Source organism: Pseudomonas sp. Y39-6 (assembly GCF_023651955.1).
Classification (GTDB): domain Bacteria; phylum Pseudomonadota; class Gammaproteobacteria; order Pseudomonadales; family Pseudomonadaceae; genus Aquipseudomonas; species Aquipseudomonas veronii.
This window is the reverse complement of record NZ_CP069594.1, coordinates 6842883-6861248: the sequence shown is the minus strand read 5'-3', so window position 1 is coordinate 6861248 and position 18366 is coordinate 6842883. Positions and strand designations below refer to the sequence as shown.

Below are 18366 nucleotides of genomic sequence, written 5' to 3'. Positions count from 1 at the left end.
CCGCGATGCACCCCAATGATGATGACCGCACCCAGTTCATGCCGCGCCCGGGTGGCCGTGCGCCCGAACCCGCGCGTGCCGAACCGGCGCCGCTGTCGATGCCGGCCGCGCCGATCCTGACCGGCAAAAGCCACGGCCTGAACCCGCTGGAAAGCGCCGCCGGCCCGCTGCTGGCCTTGCTGACACGCCTGCGCAACACCATCGCCCACCCGGCGCCGGCCAGTTTGCGTGCGCAGTTGCTGGCCTATCTGCGCCAGTTCGAAGAGCGCGCCGAAGCTGCTGGCGTGGCGCGCAACGAAGTACTGCTGGCGCGTTACGCCCTGTGTACCGCACTGGATGAGGCGGTGTTGAGCACACCGTGGGGCAGTACCAGCGATTGGGGCAAGCAGAGCCTGCTGATCACCGTTCACAACGAAGCCTGGGGCGGCGAAAAGGTCTTCCAGCTACTCGACCATTGCCTGCAAAGCCCACGCGAGCGCTTGTACCTGCTGGAACTGTTGTACCTGTGCATGTGCCTGGGTTTCGAAGGCCGCTACCGCGTGATGAACGATGGTCGCAGCCAGTTGGAAGCCCTGCGTGAACGTACCGCCGCGGCGATTCGCAGCGCCCGGGGCGACCACGAACGCGAGCTGTCGCCGCACTGGCGCGGCGTCACCGTGGCGCGCGATCGCCTGGCGCAGTTCATGCCGCCATGGATCGCCGTGGCCATCGGCCTGGCGCTGCTGCTGGCGTTGCTGTTCGGCCTGCGCCTGAAGCTGGCCGCAGACGCCGAGCCGGTGTTCAAGAATATCCATGCCTTGGGCGAGATCCCGGTGCAGGCCATCGACCGCCCCGTGGCGCAGCCGAAAGTGATCGAGCGCCCGCGCCTGGCCGGTTTTCTGGTGGAAGACATCAAGGCCGGTCGCGTCGCGGTGGAAGACAAGGTCGACCGTTCCGTCGTGACGATCCGCGGTGATGAGCTCTTTGCGTCGGCCAGCTCCAGCATCGTCGACGACTACCAGCCGCTGATGCTGCGCATCGCCGACGCGATCCGCAAAGTCAAGGGCCAGGTGCGCGTCACCGGGCACAGCGACAACCGCCCGATTGCCACGCTGCGCTTCCCGTCCAACTGGGCCTTGTCCGAAGCGCGGGCCAAGTCGGTGCTGGAGATCCTCGCGGCCAAGACCGGCCAGGGCGATCGCTTCAGTGCCGAGGGCAGAAGCGACACCGAGCCGGTGGCGACCAACGCCACCGTCGAAGGCCGAGCCCGCAATCGTCGGGTTGAAATCACCGTACTCGCGGAGGGCGTCGAGTGAAGGCGTTTTTCAGTTTCATGATTCGCTGGGTGATCCCGTTGCTGGGCCTGATCGCCCTGAGCTTGATCATCTGGTTTGTCGGGCCCCTGCTCGACGTGCTGGTGCCCGAAGGGCGGCGCTGGGCGCTGATCGTCCTGCTGTTTGCGGCCTGGCTCGCCTACCGTGTGTTCCGCATCCTCCAGGCCCGTCGCCAGGCCGCCGAAGTGATGCGCAGCCTGGCCGCGCAAACCCCGGCCGACCCCAACAGCGTCGCCACCGCCGAAGAACTCACCAGCCTGCGCCAGCGCATGGACGAAGCCCTGGCCCTGCTGAAAAAAGCCAAGCTCGGCGGGGATGAGCGGCGCAACCTCTACGAGCTGCCGTGGTACGTGATCATCGGCCCGCCGGGTTCGGGCAAGACCACCGCGCTGGTCAATTCCGGGCTGCATTTCCCGCTGGCTGCCCAATTGGGCGCCGGGGCGGTGCGGGGCGTCGGCGGCACGCGCAACTGCGACTGGTGGTTTACCGACCAGGCCGTATTGCTCGATACCGCCGGCCGCTACACCACCCAGGACAGCAACTCCCCGGTGGACAAAGCCGCCTGGCTGGGCTTCCTCGACCTGTTGAAAAAGCAGCGTTCGCGCCGCCCGATCGATGGCGCCTTTATCGCCATCAGCCTGTCGGACCTGCTGCTGGGCAGCGAAGCCGAACGCGCTGCCCACGCGGCGGCGATTCGCCTGCGTATCCAGGAGCTGTACACCCAGCTGGGCGTGCGTTTCCCGATCTACCTGATGCTGACCAAGCTCGACCTGGTGCCGGGTTTCATGGAGTTCTTCGACAACCTGAGCAAGGAAGAACGCGCCCAGGTGTGGGGCATGACCTTTGCCCTGGACGACGGCAAGCACAGCGACAGCCCCCTGGCGCACCTGCAAAGCGAATTCGCCGGCCTCGAACAGCGCCTCAACGAACGCCTGGTCGAACGCCTGCAACAGGAACGCGACCCGGCGCGGCGCGACTTGATCTACGGCTTCCCGCAGCAGTTCGGCGCATTGAAAGATTGCCTGCAAAGCTTCCTCGAAGGCGTGTTCAAACCCAACGCCTTTGAAGAGCGCGTCTTGCTGCGCGGCGTGTACTTCACCAGCGGCACCCAGGAAGGCAGCCCGATCGATCGCTTGATCGGCACCATGGCCCAGAGCATGAACCTGGACCGCCAGCACCTGGCACGCCAGAGCGGCAGCGGGCGCAGTTACTTCATCGAGAAACTGTTCAGCGCAGTAGCCTTTGCCGAGCGCGGGCTGGTGGGCGTCAACCCGCAGGTCGAGCGGCGGCGCAAATGGATCGCACGCGGCGTGCTCGCGGCCACCGTGGCGCTGGTGATCGTGGTCAGCAGCCTGTGGTGGGTCAGTTATCGCGCCAACCAGGCGTATATCGCCCAGGTCGACCAGAAGGTCGCGCCCCTGGGCCAGGCCGTACAGAACCTCAGCCCGGCACAGCGCGAAGTGCTCGCCGTGTTGCCGTTGCTCAACGCGGTGAAACACCTCGCCGGGGATTCGCCAAGTTGGTCCGAGGGCCTGGGCCTGTATCAGGGCGATATGCTCGAAGCCGAATCCGCCAGCGTCTATCGCAAGCTGTTGATCGCCGTCTTCGCGCCGCGCCTGGTGACGCGCATCGAGGAGCAACTTCACGGCGGCGGTAACTCCGACTTCCTCTACGAAGGCCTCAAGGCTTACCTGATGCTCGCCGACACCGAGCATTACGACGCGGACTTCATCAAGGCCTGGATCGCCCTCGACTGGGACCGCAACCTGCCGCGCGACCTGCCCGCCGATCAGCGCCAGGCGCTGGCCGAACACTTGCAGGCGTTGTTTGAGCGCCACCCGCCGAGTGCACGCCTCGATGCGCGCTTGATCGACGACCTGCGTCGGCAGTTGCAACAACTGCCGGTGGCCCAGCGCGTGTATGACCGGGTCAAACGCCAGAAACTGCCCGACGGCATTCCGGACTTCCGCCTCAACGAAGCCGCCGGCCGCGACGCCGCATTGGTGTTCAGCCGCAAAAGCGGCAAGCCGTTGGGCGAGCCGCTGAGTGGTTTCTTCACCGCCAAGGGCTATCGCCAGGCGTTCCTGCTGAGCAGCCTGAACCAGACCGGCACCCTGGCCGAAGAGCAATGGGTGCTCGGCCATGAGCAGGCCGACCAGCAGAACGTGGTCAGCCTGGCCGCCGACGTGCGCCGCCTGTACTTCCAGGACTACCAGCGTCAGTGGGATGCGTTGCTCGCCGACATCGACTTTGTGCCGATCACCAGCGTGGCCCAGGCGGCGGACGTGTTGCGGGTGATTTCCGGGCCGACCTCGCCGCTGAAAAAACTGCTGGTGGCGGTGGCCAGGGAAACCGACTTGCAGGCAGAGGAACGCCAGTTGGCGGCCAAGGGCGTGCCGGTCGAAGGCGGCGTGGACAAGCTCAAGGAACGCCTGGGCAACCTGCTCGGCCAGGCGCAACCGAACGCGGATGCGCCGGCCGCTGCGGACGACCCGGTGACCGCGCACTTCGCCGAGCTCAACAGTATCGTCAGCAAGAACGAAGGCGAGCCGGCGGCCATCGACGGCCTGCTGGCGGATATGAACGCGCTGTACGTGCAAGTCAGCGCCATGGTCGGCGCCAGCGGCGATGCCTTGCTCGGTGAGGCCAAGAACCAGGCGGCAGCGGCGGCCACGCGGGTCAGCCTGAACGCCGAGCGCCAGCCGCCGCTGGTGCAGGGCATGGTCAAGTCGGTGGTCAACTCGACCACCAACAGCATGATGGGCGGCGTGCGCAACCAGCTGAACGCGGCCTGGGTCAGCGAAGTGGTGAACGTGTATCGCCAGTCCCTGGCCGGGCGTTATCCGATGTCGCCGGGCAGCGCCCGTGACGCCACCCTGGATGATTTCGGCCAGTTCTTCGGCGTGGGCGGGGTGATGGATAACTACTTCCGCAAATACCTGCAACCCTACGTCGATACCTCCGCACAGACCTGGCGTTGGCAGCCGGGCGCGGCGCAGAAACTCGGGATTGCGCCGGGTGTGCTGCAAACCTTCCAGCGCGCGGCGACGATCCGCGATGCGTTCTTTCGCTCAGGCGGTACTCAGCCGATCGTGCGTTTCGAGCTCAAGCCGGTGGCGATGGACGCCAGCATCACCCAGTTCCTGCTCGACCTCGACGGCCAGCAATTGAGCTACGACCACGGCCCGAGCCGTCCGGTGGCGATGCAATGGCCGAACCCCGGCAGCATTGGCGTGGTGCGTATTTCGATCATGCCGCCGTCGCCCAGCGGTCGCTCCGGCGTGACCCTGGACGGCCCGTGGGCCTGGTTCCGCCTGCTGGAACAATCGGACCTCACGCCCGGCAATGCGCCGGACCGCTTCAACCTGCGCCTGCGGGTCGACGGTGCGAGCATCGCCTACGAATTGCGTGCCAACAGCGCCTTCAACCCGTTCAAGAGCCGCGTGCTCAGTGGCTTCAGCCTGCCGGAGCGGTTATGACGACGTTGGGCTTCTACGGCAAGTTGGCCAGTCGCGGCGATTTTGTCAGCCGCGCCTTGCCGCAGAGTTTTATCGGCCCGTGGGACAGCTGGCTGGCGGCGGGCCTGCTCGCCAGTCAACACAGCCTCGGCGCCGGTTGGCTCAACGTGTATCTGGTCAGCCCGCTGTGGCGCTTTGTGCTGGCGCCCGGCGTGTGCGGGCCGAACGCGGCGGCGGGCGTGGTGATGCCGAGCATCGACCGGGTCGGGCGGTATTTTCCGCTGGCCGTGGTCGCGTTGCTCGATCACGACACCAATCCGGCGTCCCTGGTGGGCGGCCCGGACCGCTGGTTTGAAGAGGCCGAAGAGCTGTTGCTCGGCACCCTGGATGCCGGTGCCACCTTCGAGAATTTCAACGCCGGCCTCGACAGCCTGGGCTTGCCGGCGACGGAACCGCGCGCGGTGGACAGCCGTTTCGCCGGGCTGCAGCGGGTCGCCGCCACGGAACCCCATGCGCGCATGACCGCACTCGCCGAACAGGCCTGCGAAGGCGCCAGCCTGTGGTGGGGGCGTGGTTCGCAGACGATTTCCCCTGGTTTATTGCGGTGTCAGGGCCTGCCCGCCACCAGCGATTTTGCGCAGTTTTTGCTCGGACAAGAAGGTGTGATGTAGATGGGGTCGACGTACAAATCCGCGAGCAAAAGCCATGTGGGCATGGTTCGCCAGGTCAATGAAGACGCGTGCCTGGACCTGCCCGAGAATCGCCTGTGGGTGGTGGCCGACGGCATGGGCGGGCACGCCGCGGGGGATTACGTCAGCAGCCTGATCGTCGACAGCCTGCGCAGTGTGCCGCTGGGGCGTTCCCTCGAGGAATACTCGGCGGCCTTGCGCAACGACCTGATCCGCATCAACGCGGCCGTGCGTGAAGAAACCGCCAACCGTGGCGTGACCATGATGGGCAGCACCGTGGTGGTGTTCGCCGCACGCGGCTTGCGCGGCGTGTGCCTGTGGGCCGGCGACAGTCGCCTGTATCGCCTGCGCGACGGCGTGCTCGACGGCATTTCGCGCGACCACAGTTACGTGCAAGACCTGCAAGACAGCGGCCTGCTCAGCGAGGCCGATGCCCGTGTGCATCCGCGCGCCAACATCGTCACCCGCGCCATCGGTGTGGAAGCCCAACTGGAACTGGCGGTGGTCGACCTGCTGATCGCCCCCGGCGACAGTTACCTGCTGTGCAGCGATGGCCTGAACAAGACCGTCGAGGACCACGAGATTCGCGAGGTGCTCAGCCATGACGCCCCGGATGAAATCGTGCGCAGCCTGGTCCACCTGGGGCTGAACCGCGGCGCACCGGACAACATCACCGCCATCGTCGTGAAGGTATCGGCATGAACATCGTGATCCCGGGCTACGACATCGAAGGCGAGATCGGCGAAGGCGCCATGGCCAGCGTGTACCTGGCGACCCAGCGCTCGCTGGAGCGCAAGGTCGCGCTCAAGGTGATGGCGGCGGCGCTGGCGGCGGACCCGAGTTTCTGCGAGCGCTTCCTGCGCGAAGGCAAGACCCTGGCGCGGCTGTCGCACCCGCACACGGTGACCATCCATGACATCGGCAATGTCGGCGAGCTGTATTACATGGCCATGGAGTACCTGCCCAACGGCACGCTCAAGGAGCGCATCGCCGCCGGCCTCACTCCGGAGCAGGGCCTCACGCTGATCCGCCAGATCGCTTCGGCGCTGGGTTATGCCCATGCGCAGGGGTTGGTCCACCGCGACGTCAAGCCGGCGAACATTCTGTTCCGCGCCGACGGCACCGCCGTGCTGTCGGACTTCGGCATCGCCAAATCCCTGGACGACCGCACCCAGTTCACCCAGGCCGGTTTCGCCGTTGGCACGCCGAGCTACATGAGCCCGGAACAGGCGCGTGGCCAGGAAATCGATGGCCGCGCAGACCTGTATGCGCTGGGCGTGGTGCTCTATGAAATCCTCGTCGGCAAGCTGCCTTATAACGGCACCGACGCGCTCTCCACGGCCTTGGCCCACCTGACCGAGCCGCTGCCGGAACTGCCGCTGCATCACGGGCGTTATCAGGACGTGCTGCGCAAACTGTTGGCCAAGGACCCGAATGAGCGCTTCCCGGATGCGGCGGCGTTGCTGCTGGCGCTGGATCAACTGCCGACCGAGTCGCCGGACGCCACGCAGGTGCGGCCGTTGCCGATTCCGCTGAGTTTCGATCTGGCCGGCATCACTCCGCAATCCATCGAGATCCCGACCGACAAGCCGCAACCGGCGCGCCAGCCGGTGGTGCCGCCAACCCCACGGCACACGGTGTCCGAGCAGCGCCGTGGGCCGGTGTTGGCGTTGGCCGCCGTGGCGGTGGCGGTTGCCTTGGCCATAGGTGGCGCGGGTTACTGGTGGTTGAGCGGCAGTGATCAGCCCGCCAAGCCACCGGCTGCGACAGTGCCCAAGGTGACACCACCGGTGACGTCACCGGTGGCGGTCGCCGAAGTGGACGGCGGTCAACGGCCCTTGCTGATGGCGGGCAAGAAAACCCTGTTCCAGCGCGTGCTCAGCAAACCCGGCGCGAAACTCGCCAGCGCTGCCGGCAGCGCGCCAGGCAAAGCCCTGCCGGCGTTTTCCGTGCTCTATGTGTATCAGCGCAAGGACGTCGACGGCAGCCCATGGCTACGCGTCGGCGCCGCCACCGATGGGCGCAGCGACGGTTGGTTGCCGGCCGCCCAGGTCAGCGACTGGAAGCAAAGCCTGGTGCTCAAGTTCACCGAACGCTCCGGCCGGGCACCGGTGATGTTCCTGCGCCAATCCGGCGAAGTGGAAAAGCTGCTGGCCGACCCCGCCGCTGCCAAAGGCGTGCTGGCCAAGGCGCAGAACAACCGCGACGACAACGGCCAGGTGCTGGCCCTGGAGCCGGCCGCCAGCGCGGTGCCGCAGAACCAGTTCTACCTGCTGCCGATCTTCGATTCCAAAGAGAGCTTCGACGACAACGGCCAGCCGGTGCAGTTGCTCAACGTCGCGTCCATCGACCCTGGCAGCAGCGCGGTCGCCAAGCCCGCGACCGCGCTGATCAACGCCAATGCCGATGCCTTCCGCACGGCGGTAGTGCTGGTGGTCGACACCACCGTGTCGATGCAGCCGTATATCGACCAGATCCGTGATGTGGTCCACGAGCTGCAAACCCGTATCGCCGAACGCGGCGAGTTGGACAGCGTCAGCTTCGGCCTGGTGGGTTTTCGCAACAGCATCAAGAAAACCCCGGGCCTGGAATACGTGGCCAAGACCCTGATCACCCTCGACCAGGGCCGCGACCCGCAGCGCTTCCTCGACCTGGCGCGCGGGGTCAAGGCGTCGACCGTGTCCAGTCACTCTTTCAACGAGGACGCGTTTGCCGGGGTGATGCAGGCCGTGGAGGGCATGGACTGGTCCGGCTACGGCGGCCGTATCATCCTGCTGGTCACCGACGCTGGCGCGCTGCGCAAGAACGACCCGTTCGCCGCCACCCAGATGAACGAAGCCGAAGTGCGCCAGGCGGCGCTGGGCAAGCAGATCAAGATCTACGCCCTGCACCTGCGCACCGACGCCGGCAAGAAAACCCACGCCGGCGCCGAAAGCCAGTACCGCATCCTCACCGCCGACGCCAACCCGCAGATCGGCGACCTGTATACGAAGGTGCCGGGTGGCGATGTACGCAAGCTGGGCGAGCGCGTCGATGAGATCGGTACGGTGTTCGCCAACCTGGTGCATCAGGTACGCAATGACACGCCGCAGCCGCTGCCCTTGCTGAGCGCCGCGCCAAGCCTGGCGGATAAATCCGCCGCCATCGGCTACGCCATGCACATGGACTTCCTCGGGCGCAAAGCCGCGAGCCAGGCGCCGCAACTGGTCAGCGCCTGGACCGCCGACCGCGACCTGACCAACCCGGCGCTGCCGGCGTTCCAGGTGTGCGTGATGTTGACCAAATTGCAGCTCAACGACCTGCAGCAGTCGCTGAAACTGATCGTCGACGCCGCCCGCAAAACCCAGACCTCGCCCAAAGACTTCTTCCAGGAAATCGCCAGCGCCTCGGCCTATATGAGCCGCGACCCGCAGGCCCTGCGCAAGGGTGGCAACCTGGCCGATGGCGGCATCCTCGGCGAATACCTGGAAGGCCTGCCGTACCGCAGCAAGTCGCTGAACATGACCCAGGATCTATGGCTGTCGTTGAGCGTGGCCGAGCAGGAAGACTTTATCGACGAGCTGGATTCGAAGATCCGCCTCTATGAAACCTTCCACAATGACCTGGCCAACTGGGTCCGTTTCGGCGCTGCCGAGCCGGGCGATGCGTTGTACCGCGTCCCTTTGTCGACGCTGCCGTAATGCTGAACCTGAACGCGGTACACAAGAGCCGGGGCGTCGGTGCCCAGCGCTATAGCCTGGTGATTCCGGCGTTGCACCTGCGCGCGGGGGAGCAAGTGGCGATTGTCGGGCCGAGCGGGTGCGGCAAAAGCACCTTGCTCGACCTGCTGGCCCTGGTGCTCGCGCCGGATCAGGTGGACCGCTTCGAATTCAATCAGACCGATATCGGCGGGTTGTGGCGCGCCGATCGGCAGACCGCCCTGGCCGAGCTGCGCAGCCGGCACCTCGGTTACGTCCTGCAAACCGGCGGCTTGCTGGGCTTTCTCGATGTGCGCAGCAATATCGCCTTATCCCGGCAACTGCTGGGGTTGAAGGACGATGGCAGCGTGGCGCGCCTGGCCGAGCAATTGGAAATCAGCGATCAACTGGCCAAGAAGCCGGCGGCGCTGTCGGTCGGCCAACGCCAGCGCGTGAGCTGCGCCCGCGCCCTGGCCCATGCGCCGCAATTGGTCTTGGCCGATGAGCCGACCGCGTCCCTCGACCCGCTTAACGCCGAACGGGTGATGCAGGCGCTGTTGGCCCGCGCTCGCGAACACCGCGCCGCTTGCGTGATCGCCACCCATGACGAACCCCTGGCTCGCGCCAGCGGCTTGCAGGTGCGCCGTATCGCTTGTCGTCGCGACACTGATGGCGGCATCACCGCCACCCTCGGGGAGGTGTGCTGATGCGCCTCGGCCTGGTGGCTTCCCTGGCTTGGCAGGATTACCGCAACGATGCGTGGCTGTCGGCCTGCGCGGTGCTGGCGCTGGTTGCCGTCGTCGCGCCGTTGCTGGTGTTGTTCGGCCTGAAGTTCGGGCTGGTCAGCAGTCTGACCGAGCGCCTGGAGAACGACCCGGCCACCCGTGAAATTATTCCGTTGGGCGGTGGTCGATTCAGCCGCGCCTTTGTCGAGCAGTTGGGTCAGCGCGGCGATGTGGCGTTCGCCATCCCGCGCACGCGGCAGATCGCGGCGACCGCGCAGGTGGGCACATTGACCCTGGAAATGCTGCCGACCGCGCCGGGCGATCCACTGCTCAACGGTTTGCCGGTGCCCCAGGGCCTGGCGCAGATCGTGCTGAGCCACACCGCCGCCGAGAAGCTCGCGGCGCGGCCCGGGGATTGGCTGGAGACCGGCTTTGCGCGCCAGGTCGCGGGGCGCGTCGAAACCCGGCGCACGCGTTTGCAGGTGCTCGCGGTACTGCCGCTGGAAGCCTTCGCCCGCGACGGCCTGTTTGCTGAATTGAGCCTGCTGGAAGCGGTGGAAGACTACCGCGACGGCCGTGCCGTGCCAGCGCTGGGCTGGGACGGCGACGCGGTCGGCGCGGGTGAGCAGCGGGTGTATCCGGCGTTTCGCCTGTATGCGCGCAACCTCACCGATGTGGAGCCGCTGCGGGTGTTTTTCGCCGGGCAGAATCTGTTGGTGGCGACCCAGGCATTGAGCATCGCCCAGGTGCAGTCGTTGAGCCGCAACCTGTCGATCGTGTTCTGGATCATCGCCGGGTTGGCCTTGGCGGGGGCGTTCGCGGCGATCTTCGCCGGGGCGCTGGCCGCCGTGGCGCGCAAGCGCAGGGAGTTGTCGGTGTTGCGTCTGTTGGGCTTTTCCACCGCCGCGCTGTTGCTGTTTGTGGTGCTGCAGGCGCTCTACAGCGCCGGCTTGGCCGCCGTGTTCAGTGCGGGTCTGTATGGCCTGGCCGAGGCGGGCTTGAATCAATTATTCGTGCAGGTGCCGGGCGAACACGCCAGCCACCTGCTGGCGCGTCATTACGGCCTGGCCCTGGTGGCTGTGCTCGGCGTCAGCGCCGTGGCGGCAGCGTGTGGCGGTTGGCGCGTGGCGCGTATCCAGGCTTCTGAAGGAATCCGAGATGTATAAGTTACTGGGCGTCGCCTTGGCGCTGAGCCTGGCCTCGCTGGCGTGGGCCGATGAGGCAAGCGATAAGCTCGACAACCCCAAGCCGTTGGCGGACGACGTCAGCCTGCCGCTGCCGTGCGAAGGCAACATGGTGTTCCGTTACGTCTATGTGCTGGCCCAAGGCACGTTGGACGACCGCGAGATCAGCCTCGGCTACCCCTTTGCCGAAGGCGAAGCGGGCTATCAGCAGTCGTTCATTTCCGGCTATCGCCGCGACTTCATCAACGGCCAGTTCAGCCTCAAGGACCTGCCGAAAGACTGGAACAACGTCATCACGCCCTTGATGCCGAAGACCGACGCCAAGACCCCGCTCAAGCCGATGCTCTACTTCATCGGCAAGTACGAAGTGACCGCGCGCCAATACGCTCTGGTGATGTCCCAGGCGCAATCGCTGGCCAGTGGCGAACCGGCGCCCGCGTGCGATGCGCCCAGCGGCATGGCCGGGCGTTTGCCCAAGGTCAAGCTGTCGCGCTTTGAAGCCGAACGCTTCTCGGCGGTGTACAGCGCCTGGCTGATGAAATACCACCGCGAGTTGCTGCCGGTGAGCGGGCGTGGCGCTTCGGCGGACGACGGCGGCCTGGGTTTTGTGCGCCTGCCCACCGAAGTGGAATGGGAGTTCGCCGCACGCGGGGCCCAGGCCGTGAGCCGCCAGGACTTGGAAGGGCGCCTGTTCCCGCGGCGCATCGAAGGCAGCGAAAGCGACGGCCCGCTGGCCGATTGGGCGGTGTTCAACCAAGTCGCCGGCGGCACCGGCCAGGCCGCGCGGCTGATGCCCATCGGCACCAAATTGCCCAACCCGATCGGCCTGTTCGATGTGATCGGCAACGCGGCGGAAATGGTCCAGGAATCCTTCCAGCTGGTACACGCCGGGCGTCGCCAGGGCGCCTATGGCGGCTTTGTGGTCAAGGGCGGCAATTACCTGGAGGGCGAAGGCACGCTGTTCACCGGCATGCGCCGCGAGTACCCGTTGTTCGCCGCCGACGGCACCGAGCAAAGCAACGAGACAACCGGTTTTCGCGTGGCGATCGGCGCGCTGTCGGCACCGCGTTCGCGCTACAAGGAGCTGTTCGCGCAGTGGCAGAAAGAAGGCCGCCTGGCCTCGCTGACCGATGCCATCGATGACGCCCAGGACCCGACCAAGCGCCTGGACAGCATCATCGCCGCCAGCGTCGACCCACGCCTGCAAGCCGAGCTGGGGCTGGTCAACGAAGAGCTCAAGCGCAACGTCTCGCTGATCGCCCAGCAACGCGAAGAAGCGGCGGGCAACCTGATTCAGTCGGCGGCGTTGGTGGCCGAGACCATCAATAACTACAACATCCGCCTGACCAATCTGCAGAAGAGCCGCCAGCAGGCCGTGGACGCCAAGGACGAGGCCAGCGCGCAGCTGTTTGCCGCAGCCATTGCCAACGGGCGCAGCGCCCTCGACGGCGCAGTGGCGATCTATATCGACAACCTGGCCACCGGCACGCGTTACACCGATGCGGTGATCCAGGCGCAGTTTCAACGGATCAAGGAAGAGTTGGATCGCAAGCCAGTGCTCGGCAAAAGCCTGGTGACGCGCGCGACACTGTTCGTTCGCCATGTCGGCAACTACCGCAAGCAACAGCGGGCCGACCCGGCAACGATCTTGAAGGAATTGCTCGCAGCCAGTGGTCAGCGGTCTTGATCGCTGGCTATAGAGCGAGCTTGGAAGGGACTCAGGCGGCGGTGGGCCGTGCTGGGCAAGTCAAACTTAAAAGAGAACACACCTATGCTTTTTTCCCGTAAGGCGGTTTCCAAGCGTCACTTGCTGCTGATCGCAGCCGGTTTCAGCACCGTGTTGACTGGTTGTGCCACGTCGCCGACGTCCAAGGTCGCGTCGAGCACCAAGGTCGAGTACTACCCGAACTGCTACGAGCCGGTGCAGCACCTGCGCGCGACCGATTCGGACATGACCAAGTCGGTCGTCACCGGCGCGGCCATCGGCGCTGCCGGCGGTGCATTGCTCGGCGCCTTGACCGGCGACTCCGAGAAGCGCGGCCGTAACGCCGCAATCGGTGCCGCGGGCGGCGCCCTGGCTGGCGGCGCGGCGGGTTACTACACCGAGCGTCAGAAGCAGATCGCCGATGACAACCAGCGTATTGGCTCCTACGCAGCCGACGTCAATAAAAGCGCCTCCGACATCGACCGCAGCACCGCCTACGCCAAGGCCTCCCAGCAGTGCTACCAGAGCGCATTCACCAAGCTGGTGGCCGACCGTAAGGCCAAGACCGTCAACGACACCGAAGGCCGCAAGCGCCTGGCGGAAATCGTCTCCGGCCTGAAGGAATCCAATGACCTGATCGTCGCGGTCAACGGCAAGGCCAGCGAAGACCTGAACAACTACACCCAGGCTTACGAGAAAGACCTGCAACAGGTGGGCGTGCAGCGCAACGACGTAGTCACCGTGGCGACAGCGGATGCCACTCCGGCGGTCGTACCGGCCAAGAAAGGTAAGTTGACCAGCAAAGTCGTGACCAAGCGTCCGCCGCTGCCTGTGGTGCCGAAAGAAGCGGTCGCCACCGAAAGAACCTTCCAGACTGCCCAGACCAAGCAAGATGAAAGCAAGAAGGTCGCCAGCGCCGGTAAAGCACAGATCGAAGGCACTTGCCGCGATCCGAACCTGGCCGACTGGGCGCCGGTACCGTGCCCTAACGTATAAGCAAGTTGTTGCTATAAGCGGTAAACGCCAACCGATCTCCGGCTAAAGCGCGAGATCGGTGGCGTTCTTTCGGCAATTCGTTACACTGCTGCGGCCACTCAATAATTACACCGAGGCCGTGTGCATGAAATTTCGTCTTCTCCTCTGGGTACTGGGCCTGATGATGGGCAAAGCCAGCCGCACCAACCCTGCGTTCCAGCAGCAGTTGGGTGACAAAGACCTGGCGTTCCAGTTGCAGACCCTCGACGGCAAGGTTGCCCGTCACTTCATCGTCAAAGACCAGCGCATCACCAGCCGCTCGGGTGTCCACCCTGCGCCGGCCTTCGCCATTGCCTTTAAAGACGCCGCCTATGGCTTCGCCACGATGCAGGCGAAGAACAAGCAACTGGCGTTCATGACGGGGATTCAGGACAAGTCGATCCAGATCAAGGGCAACCCGGCGCTGGTGATCTGGTTCCAGGGCTTGACCAAGTATTTGAAGCCGAAGAAAAAGCAGTAGACCGAGGTGGATTCATCGGGGGCAAGCCCCCTCCCACACTTGACCGTGTTCGCAGATCAAAATGTGGGAGGGGGCTTGCCCCCGATAGCGATCTAACAAGCTACCGATTCAGCCCTGGCTGAACTGCGAGGCCAATTCGCGCAACAGCACCTCGGCATCCAGCACCTTGGCCACGACTTCTTCAGCCTTGTCACGGCTCAAGCCCAAACGTTCAAGCAGCTCGTCGGGAATGGTTTCGTGCGGCCCGGAGCCGATGCCCCGGCTGCGCAGCAGGCGCACGGCCAGGCATACCAGGTTGGGGTACTCGGCGTATTGGCCGTCGTAGGTTGGGTGACAAAGACCTGGCGTTCATGACGGGGATTCAGGACAAGTCGATCCAGATCAAGGGCAACCCGGCGCTGGTGATCTGGTTCCAGGGCTTGACCAAGTATTTGAAGCCGAAGAAAAAGCAGTAGACCGAGGTGGATTCATCGGGGGCAAGCCCCCTCCCACACTTGACCGTGTTCGCAGATCAAAATGTGGGAGGGGGCTTGCCCCCGATAGCGATCTAACAAGCTACCGATTCAGCCCTGGCTGAACTGCGAGGCCAATTCGCGCAACAGCACCTCGGCATCCAGCACCTTGGCCACGACTTCTTCAGCCTTGTCACGGCTCAAGCCCAGGCGCTCAAGCAGCTCGTCGGGGATGGTTTCGTGCGGCCCGGAGCCGATGCCCCGGCTGCGCAGCAGGCGCACGGCCAGGCACACCAGGTTGGGGTACTCGGCGTATTGGCCGTCGTAGGACGGGTCGTGCTGGAAGCGCAGGGCGGTGGACAGTTCGTCCGGCATGTCCCAGTAGCGCATCAGCCAGGCGCCGATCTGTTCGCGGCTGATACCCAGCAAATGCTGCTCCACATAGCTGTGGCACAGGTGCGGGTTGACCTCCAGGTGTCGGCAGATCAGCGAGAAGTGCGGCGGAAACACGTGGGCCAGCAGCAGGTATCCGAAGTTGTGCAGCAGACCGGCCAGGTAGGTCAGGCCGGCTTCCGGGCGTTGCGCGCGCGGCATGGCGCGGGTCAGGCCTTCGATGACGGCGGCGGTGTAGATCGACTGGTGCCAGTACGGCGTGGCCTGGTGCGGGTGGTCCTTGGGCAGGCTCAGGGTTTTGCCCAGGGCCAGGCCCAGCGCCAGGTTGATCACCAGGTCGAAGCCCAGCACCCGCACGATGGCGTCTTCCACCGAGCGGATCTTGCCCGGCGAGGCGTAATAGGGCGAGGCGGCCCAGCTGACCACCTGGGCGGCCAGCGCCGGGTCGGTTTCGACCACGCCGGTGATGTCGTCGATGGTGGCGTTGGGGTCGACGCGCAGTTTGATGATTTTCTGCGCAGTGTCGGCCAGCGGCGGAATCTCGATGGTCGCTTCCAGGCGTTGCTGGATGCGCCGGGCCGTGAACGCCTGCATGGCCTGGGTGATTTCCTCGCGGTCATCATGGGGCCGGTCGAGGTTGGGCCGGATGTTGCTCAGCGGCTCGCCGAATTGAGCGGCGCTGGCCTTGGTCAGCATGGTCTTGAAGTCGGCGCTGGCGATCTCCAGCAGCAAACCGGCTTCGCCCGAGTGAACCAGCAGGCTCGACTCATCGAGCAGGCTGCCTTCATACAGGCAAGGTGAGCTGGTCAGCGCCGGCAGGCCGGGCAGCAGGCTGAGGTCATGCTTGCCCAGCATGCGTTCGATACGTTCCGGCGACACCGATGTCAGGCGGCGGCCGGTGAGTTCGGTCAGGCGGTTGAGGTCGAGCAACTGGTTCTGCGGGAACAGCACCATGAGCGCGCCCACCGCATCTTCCAGCAGCACCGCCTGGATCTTTCGCGCAGGGTTCAGGCCCGGATGTTCGGCGACTTCCGTGTAGCTGATGGAGAGTTTCGCGAGCAGCGCCCGAATAACCGGCGGGGCGGTCAGTGGTGCGGCGGCGTGGGCAACTTCTGACATGGCCTGATCCAAATTCGTACAGTCTTTGGAGTATAACCAGCTTGATACAAATGTTGGTCGGATAAGTGAAACAGGCGTCACACTTGGCCGTATTGCTGCCCATGCCTGAGCCAGCGATCCAGCAGCGGGCTGACGTGATCCGGCCAACGCTCGAGCAGGGCCTGGGCCGCATCGCGCACTGCCGGCAGCAGGTCGGCGTCGCGCATCAGGTCGGCGACCTTGAATTGCAGCAGGCCGGTCTGGCGGGTGCCGAGCATCTCGCCGGGGCCGCGCAGTTCGAGGTCTTTTTCGGCGATGACAAAACCGTCGTTGGTTTCACGCATGATGCCCAGGCGTTGACGGCCGATCTGCGACAGCGGCGGATGATACAGCAGCACGCAGTGGCTGGCCGCGCTGCCCCGGCCGACGCGGCCACGTAGCTGGTGCAGTTGCGCCAGGCCGAGGCGCTCGGGGTTTTCGATGATCATCAGGCTGGCGTTGGGCACGTCCACCCCGACCTCGATCACCGTGGTGGCCACCAGCAGTTGCAGGTCGCCGGCCTTGAATTGCGCCATCACCGCGGCTTTTTCCGCCGGTTTCATGCGCCCGTGGATCAGCCCGACCTTGAGTTCGCCCAAGGCGCTGGTGAGGTCTTCGTAAGTGGTTTCGGCGGCCTGGCAGGTCAGCTCTTCGGACTCTTCGATCAGCGTGCATACCCAATACGCCTGGCGGCCTTCGGCGCAGGCGCCGCGCACGCGCTCGATGACTTCCACGCGCCGGGAGTCGGTGACCAGCACGGTATTGACCGGGGTGCGGCCGGGCGGCAGTTCGTCGAGGATCGAGGTGTCGAGGTCGGCGTAGGCGCTCATGGCCAGGGTGCGTGGGATCGGCGTGGCGGTCATGATCAATTGGTGCGGGCTCATGCGCCCGCCCGCGCCTTTCTGGCGTAGGGCCAGGCGCTGTTGCACGCCGAAGCGATGCTGTTCGTCGATGATCACCAGCGCAAGGTTCTTGAACTGCACTTCGTCCTGGAACAGCGCATGGGTGCCCACCACCATCGGTGCGCCGCTGGCGATCTGCTCCAGCGCGGTTGTGCGGTTTTTGCCTTTGAGTTTGCCCGCCAGCCACGCCACTTCCAGGCCCAGCGGTTCGAGCCAGCGCTTGAAGGTGATGAAGTGCTGCTCGGCGAGAATCTCAGTGGGCGCCATCAGCGCCACCTGGTAACCGGCTTCGAGTGCCTGCAGGGCGGCGAGGGCGGCGACCACGGTCTTGCCCGCGCCGACGTCGCCCTGGATCAGGCGCAGCATGGGTTCGGGCTGGCTGAGGTCGTAGGCGATTTCATTGCCCACGCGCTGTTGGGCACCGGTCGGCGCAAAGCCGAGGTTCGCCAAGTACTGCGCGGGCAGGCGCGTGGCCTTGGGCATCGCCGGGGCGCGCAGGGAGCGCATGCTCTCGCGCAGGCGTTGCTGGGACAGTTGGTGGGTCAGCAGTTCTTCGAAGGCCAGGCGGTGCTGCGCCCAGTGATGACCGAGGGCCAGTTCGTCCACGTCCGCGTCGGCCGGTGGGTGATGCAGGTAGCGGATCGCATCGTCCAGCGGCGCCAGTTGATAGTCGCGGGCCAGCTCCACGGGCAGCCAATCGGGCAGGCTTTTCGGGCCGAGCATCGTCAGGGTCTGCTGGCACAGTTGGCGCAGGCGTTGTTGGGTGAGGCCTTCGGTCAGCGGGTAGATCGGCGTCAGGGTGGTGTCGACCGGCGGCGGCTCGTCGCCCGTAATGGCGCGGTATTCCGGATGGTAGATCTCCAGGCCCGAGGCGCCGGGGCGTGCTTCGCCGTAACAGCGCACGCGGGTGCCGCGCTTGAGGCCTTCCTTCTGCGCGTTGCTGAAATGGTAGAAGCGCAGGCTCAGGCCGCCGGTGCCATCCTGCAGGCGCACCACCAGGCTGCGGCGCTTGCCCATCACCACGTCGGCGCCGCTGACGGTGCCTTCGATCACTGCGTCCTGCCCAGGGCGCAAATGACCGATGGGCACCACGCGGGTGCGGTCCTGATAGCGCAGAGGCAGGTGGAACAGCACGTCCTGAAGGTTCTCCAGGCCGACCTTGGCCAACTTCTCGGCCATGGCTTCGCCGACACCCTTGAGTGCCGTCACCGACACCTGCGACAGCTCAGTCATACA

General features: G+C 65.4%; 12 protein-coding genes and 2 pseudogenes. 11 read left to right on the top strand and 3 right to left on the bottom strand.

Features of this window, described 5'->3' with window-relative positions; all coding sequences use genetic code 11:
* The first annotated feature begins 5 nt into the window (after window positions 1–5).
* The 10 genes from JN756_RS31410 to JN756_RS31365 all read left to right on the top strand — a co-directional run bounded on the left by JN756_RS31410 (window position 6) and on the right by JN756_RS31365 (window position 14246).
* Complete coding sequence (locus JN756_RS31410) at window positions 6–1295, top strand: DotU family type VI secretion system protein (protein ID WP_201021652.1); 1290 nt, start codon at window positions 6–8, stop codon at window positions 1293–1295.
* Window positions 1292–4792 carry a type VI secretion system membrane subunit TssM gene (tssM, locus tag JN756_RS31405; RefSeq protein WP_201021651.1) on the top strand — a complete coding sequence of 1167 codons (3501 nt, stop codon included), beginning with the start codon at window positions 1292–1294 and terminating at the stop codon, window positions 4790–4792. The genes JN756_RS31410 and tssM overlap by 4 nt, the downstream gene beginning before the upstream one ends.
* The gene (tagF, locus tag JN756_RS31400) at window positions 4789–5442 is read left to right on the top strand and encodes a type VI secretion system-associated protein TagF (protein ID WP_046488982.1); all 654 of its coding nucleotides are present in this window, start codon (window positions 4789–4791) and stop codon (window positions 5440–5442) included. The genes tssM and tagF overlap by 4 nt, the downstream gene beginning before the upstream one ends.
* A complete protein-coding gene (locus JN756_RS31395; protein ID WP_046381636.1) occupies window positions 5443–6162 on the top strand; it encodes a PP2C family protein-serine/threonine phosphatase in 720 nt (239 codons plus the stop codon).
* The gene (locus tag JN756_RS31390; protein WP_057004020.1) at window positions 6159–9140 is read left to right on the top strand and encodes a serine/threonine-protein kinase; all 2982 of its coding nucleotides are present in this window, start codon (window positions 6159–6161) and stop codon (window positions 9138–9140) included. Before JN756_RS31395 ends, JN756_RS31390 begins: the two co-directional genes overlap by 4 nt.
* Window positions 9140–9844 carry an ABC transporter ATP-binding protein gene (locus tag JN756_RS31385; protein ID WP_046381638.1) on the top strand — a complete coding sequence of 235 codons (705 nt, stop codon included), beginning with the start codon at window positions 9140–9142 and terminating at the stop codon, window positions 9842–9844. Before JN756_RS31390 ends, JN756_RS31385 begins: the two co-directional genes overlap by 1 nt.
* A complete protein-coding gene (locus tag JN756_RS31380; RefSeq protein WP_057004019.1) occupies window positions 9844–11028 on the top strand; it encodes an ABC transporter permease family protein in 1185 nt (394 codons plus the stop codon). The genes JN756_RS31385 and JN756_RS31380 overlap by 1 nt, the downstream gene beginning before the upstream one ends.
* The gene (locus tag JN756_RS31375; protein WP_201021650.1) at window positions 11021–12733 is read left to right on the top strand and encodes a formylglycine-generating enzyme family protein; all 1713 of its coding nucleotides are present in this window, start codon (window positions 11021–11023) and stop codon (window positions 12731–12733) included. Before JN756_RS31380 ends, JN756_RS31375 begins: the two co-directional genes overlap by 8 nt.
* 84 nt (window positions 12734–12817) lie before the next feature.
* Window positions 12818–13747 (top strand): type VI secretion system-associated lipoprotein TagQ, encoded by a 930-nt coding sequence (gene tagQ, locus JN756_RS31370; protein ID WP_046381641.1) that lies wholly within the window; start codon window positions 12818–12820, stop codon window positions 13745–13747.
* A 124-nt stretch (window positions 13748–13871) separates the two neighbouring features.
* On the top strand, window positions 13872–14246 hold the full coding sequence (locus JN756_RS31365; RefSeq protein WP_046385148.1) for a hypothetical protein: 375 nt from the start codon (window positions 13872–13874) through the stop codon (window positions 14244–14246).
* Window positions 14247–14354: 108 nt separating this feature from the next.
* Here JN756_RS31365 and JN756_RS31360 read toward each other — a convergent pair.
* Window positions 14355–14576, bottom strand: a pseudogene (locus JN756_RS31360) (histidine kinase); the annotation flags it as partial.
* 11 nt (window positions 14577–14587) lie between these two features.
* On the opposite strand from JN756_RS31360, the pseudogene JN756_RS31355 reads away from it, so the two are divergent.
* A pseudogene (locus JN756_RS31355) lies at window positions 14588–14701 on the top strand (helicase); the annotation flags it as partial.
* A 108-nt stretch (window positions 14702–14809) separates the two neighbouring features.
* Here JN756_RS31355 and JN756_RS31350 read toward each other — a convergent pair.
* Together JN756_RS31350 and recG are read right to left on the bottom strand one after the other, a co-directional pair.
* A complete protein-coding gene (locus tag JN756_RS31350) occupies window positions 14810–16210 on the bottom strand; it encodes an aminoacyl-tRNA deacylase and HDOD domain-containing protein (protein ID WP_017846068.1) in 1401 nt (466 codons plus the stop codon).
* A 77-nt stretch (window positions 16211–16287) separates the two neighbouring features.
* Complete coding sequence (gene recG / locus JN756_RS31345) at window positions 16288–18363, bottom strand: ATP-dependent DNA helicase RecG (RefSeq protein WP_017846067.1); 2076 nt, start codon at window positions 18361–18363, stop codon at window positions 16288–16290.
* Window positions 18364–18366 lie beyond the last annotated feature (3 nt).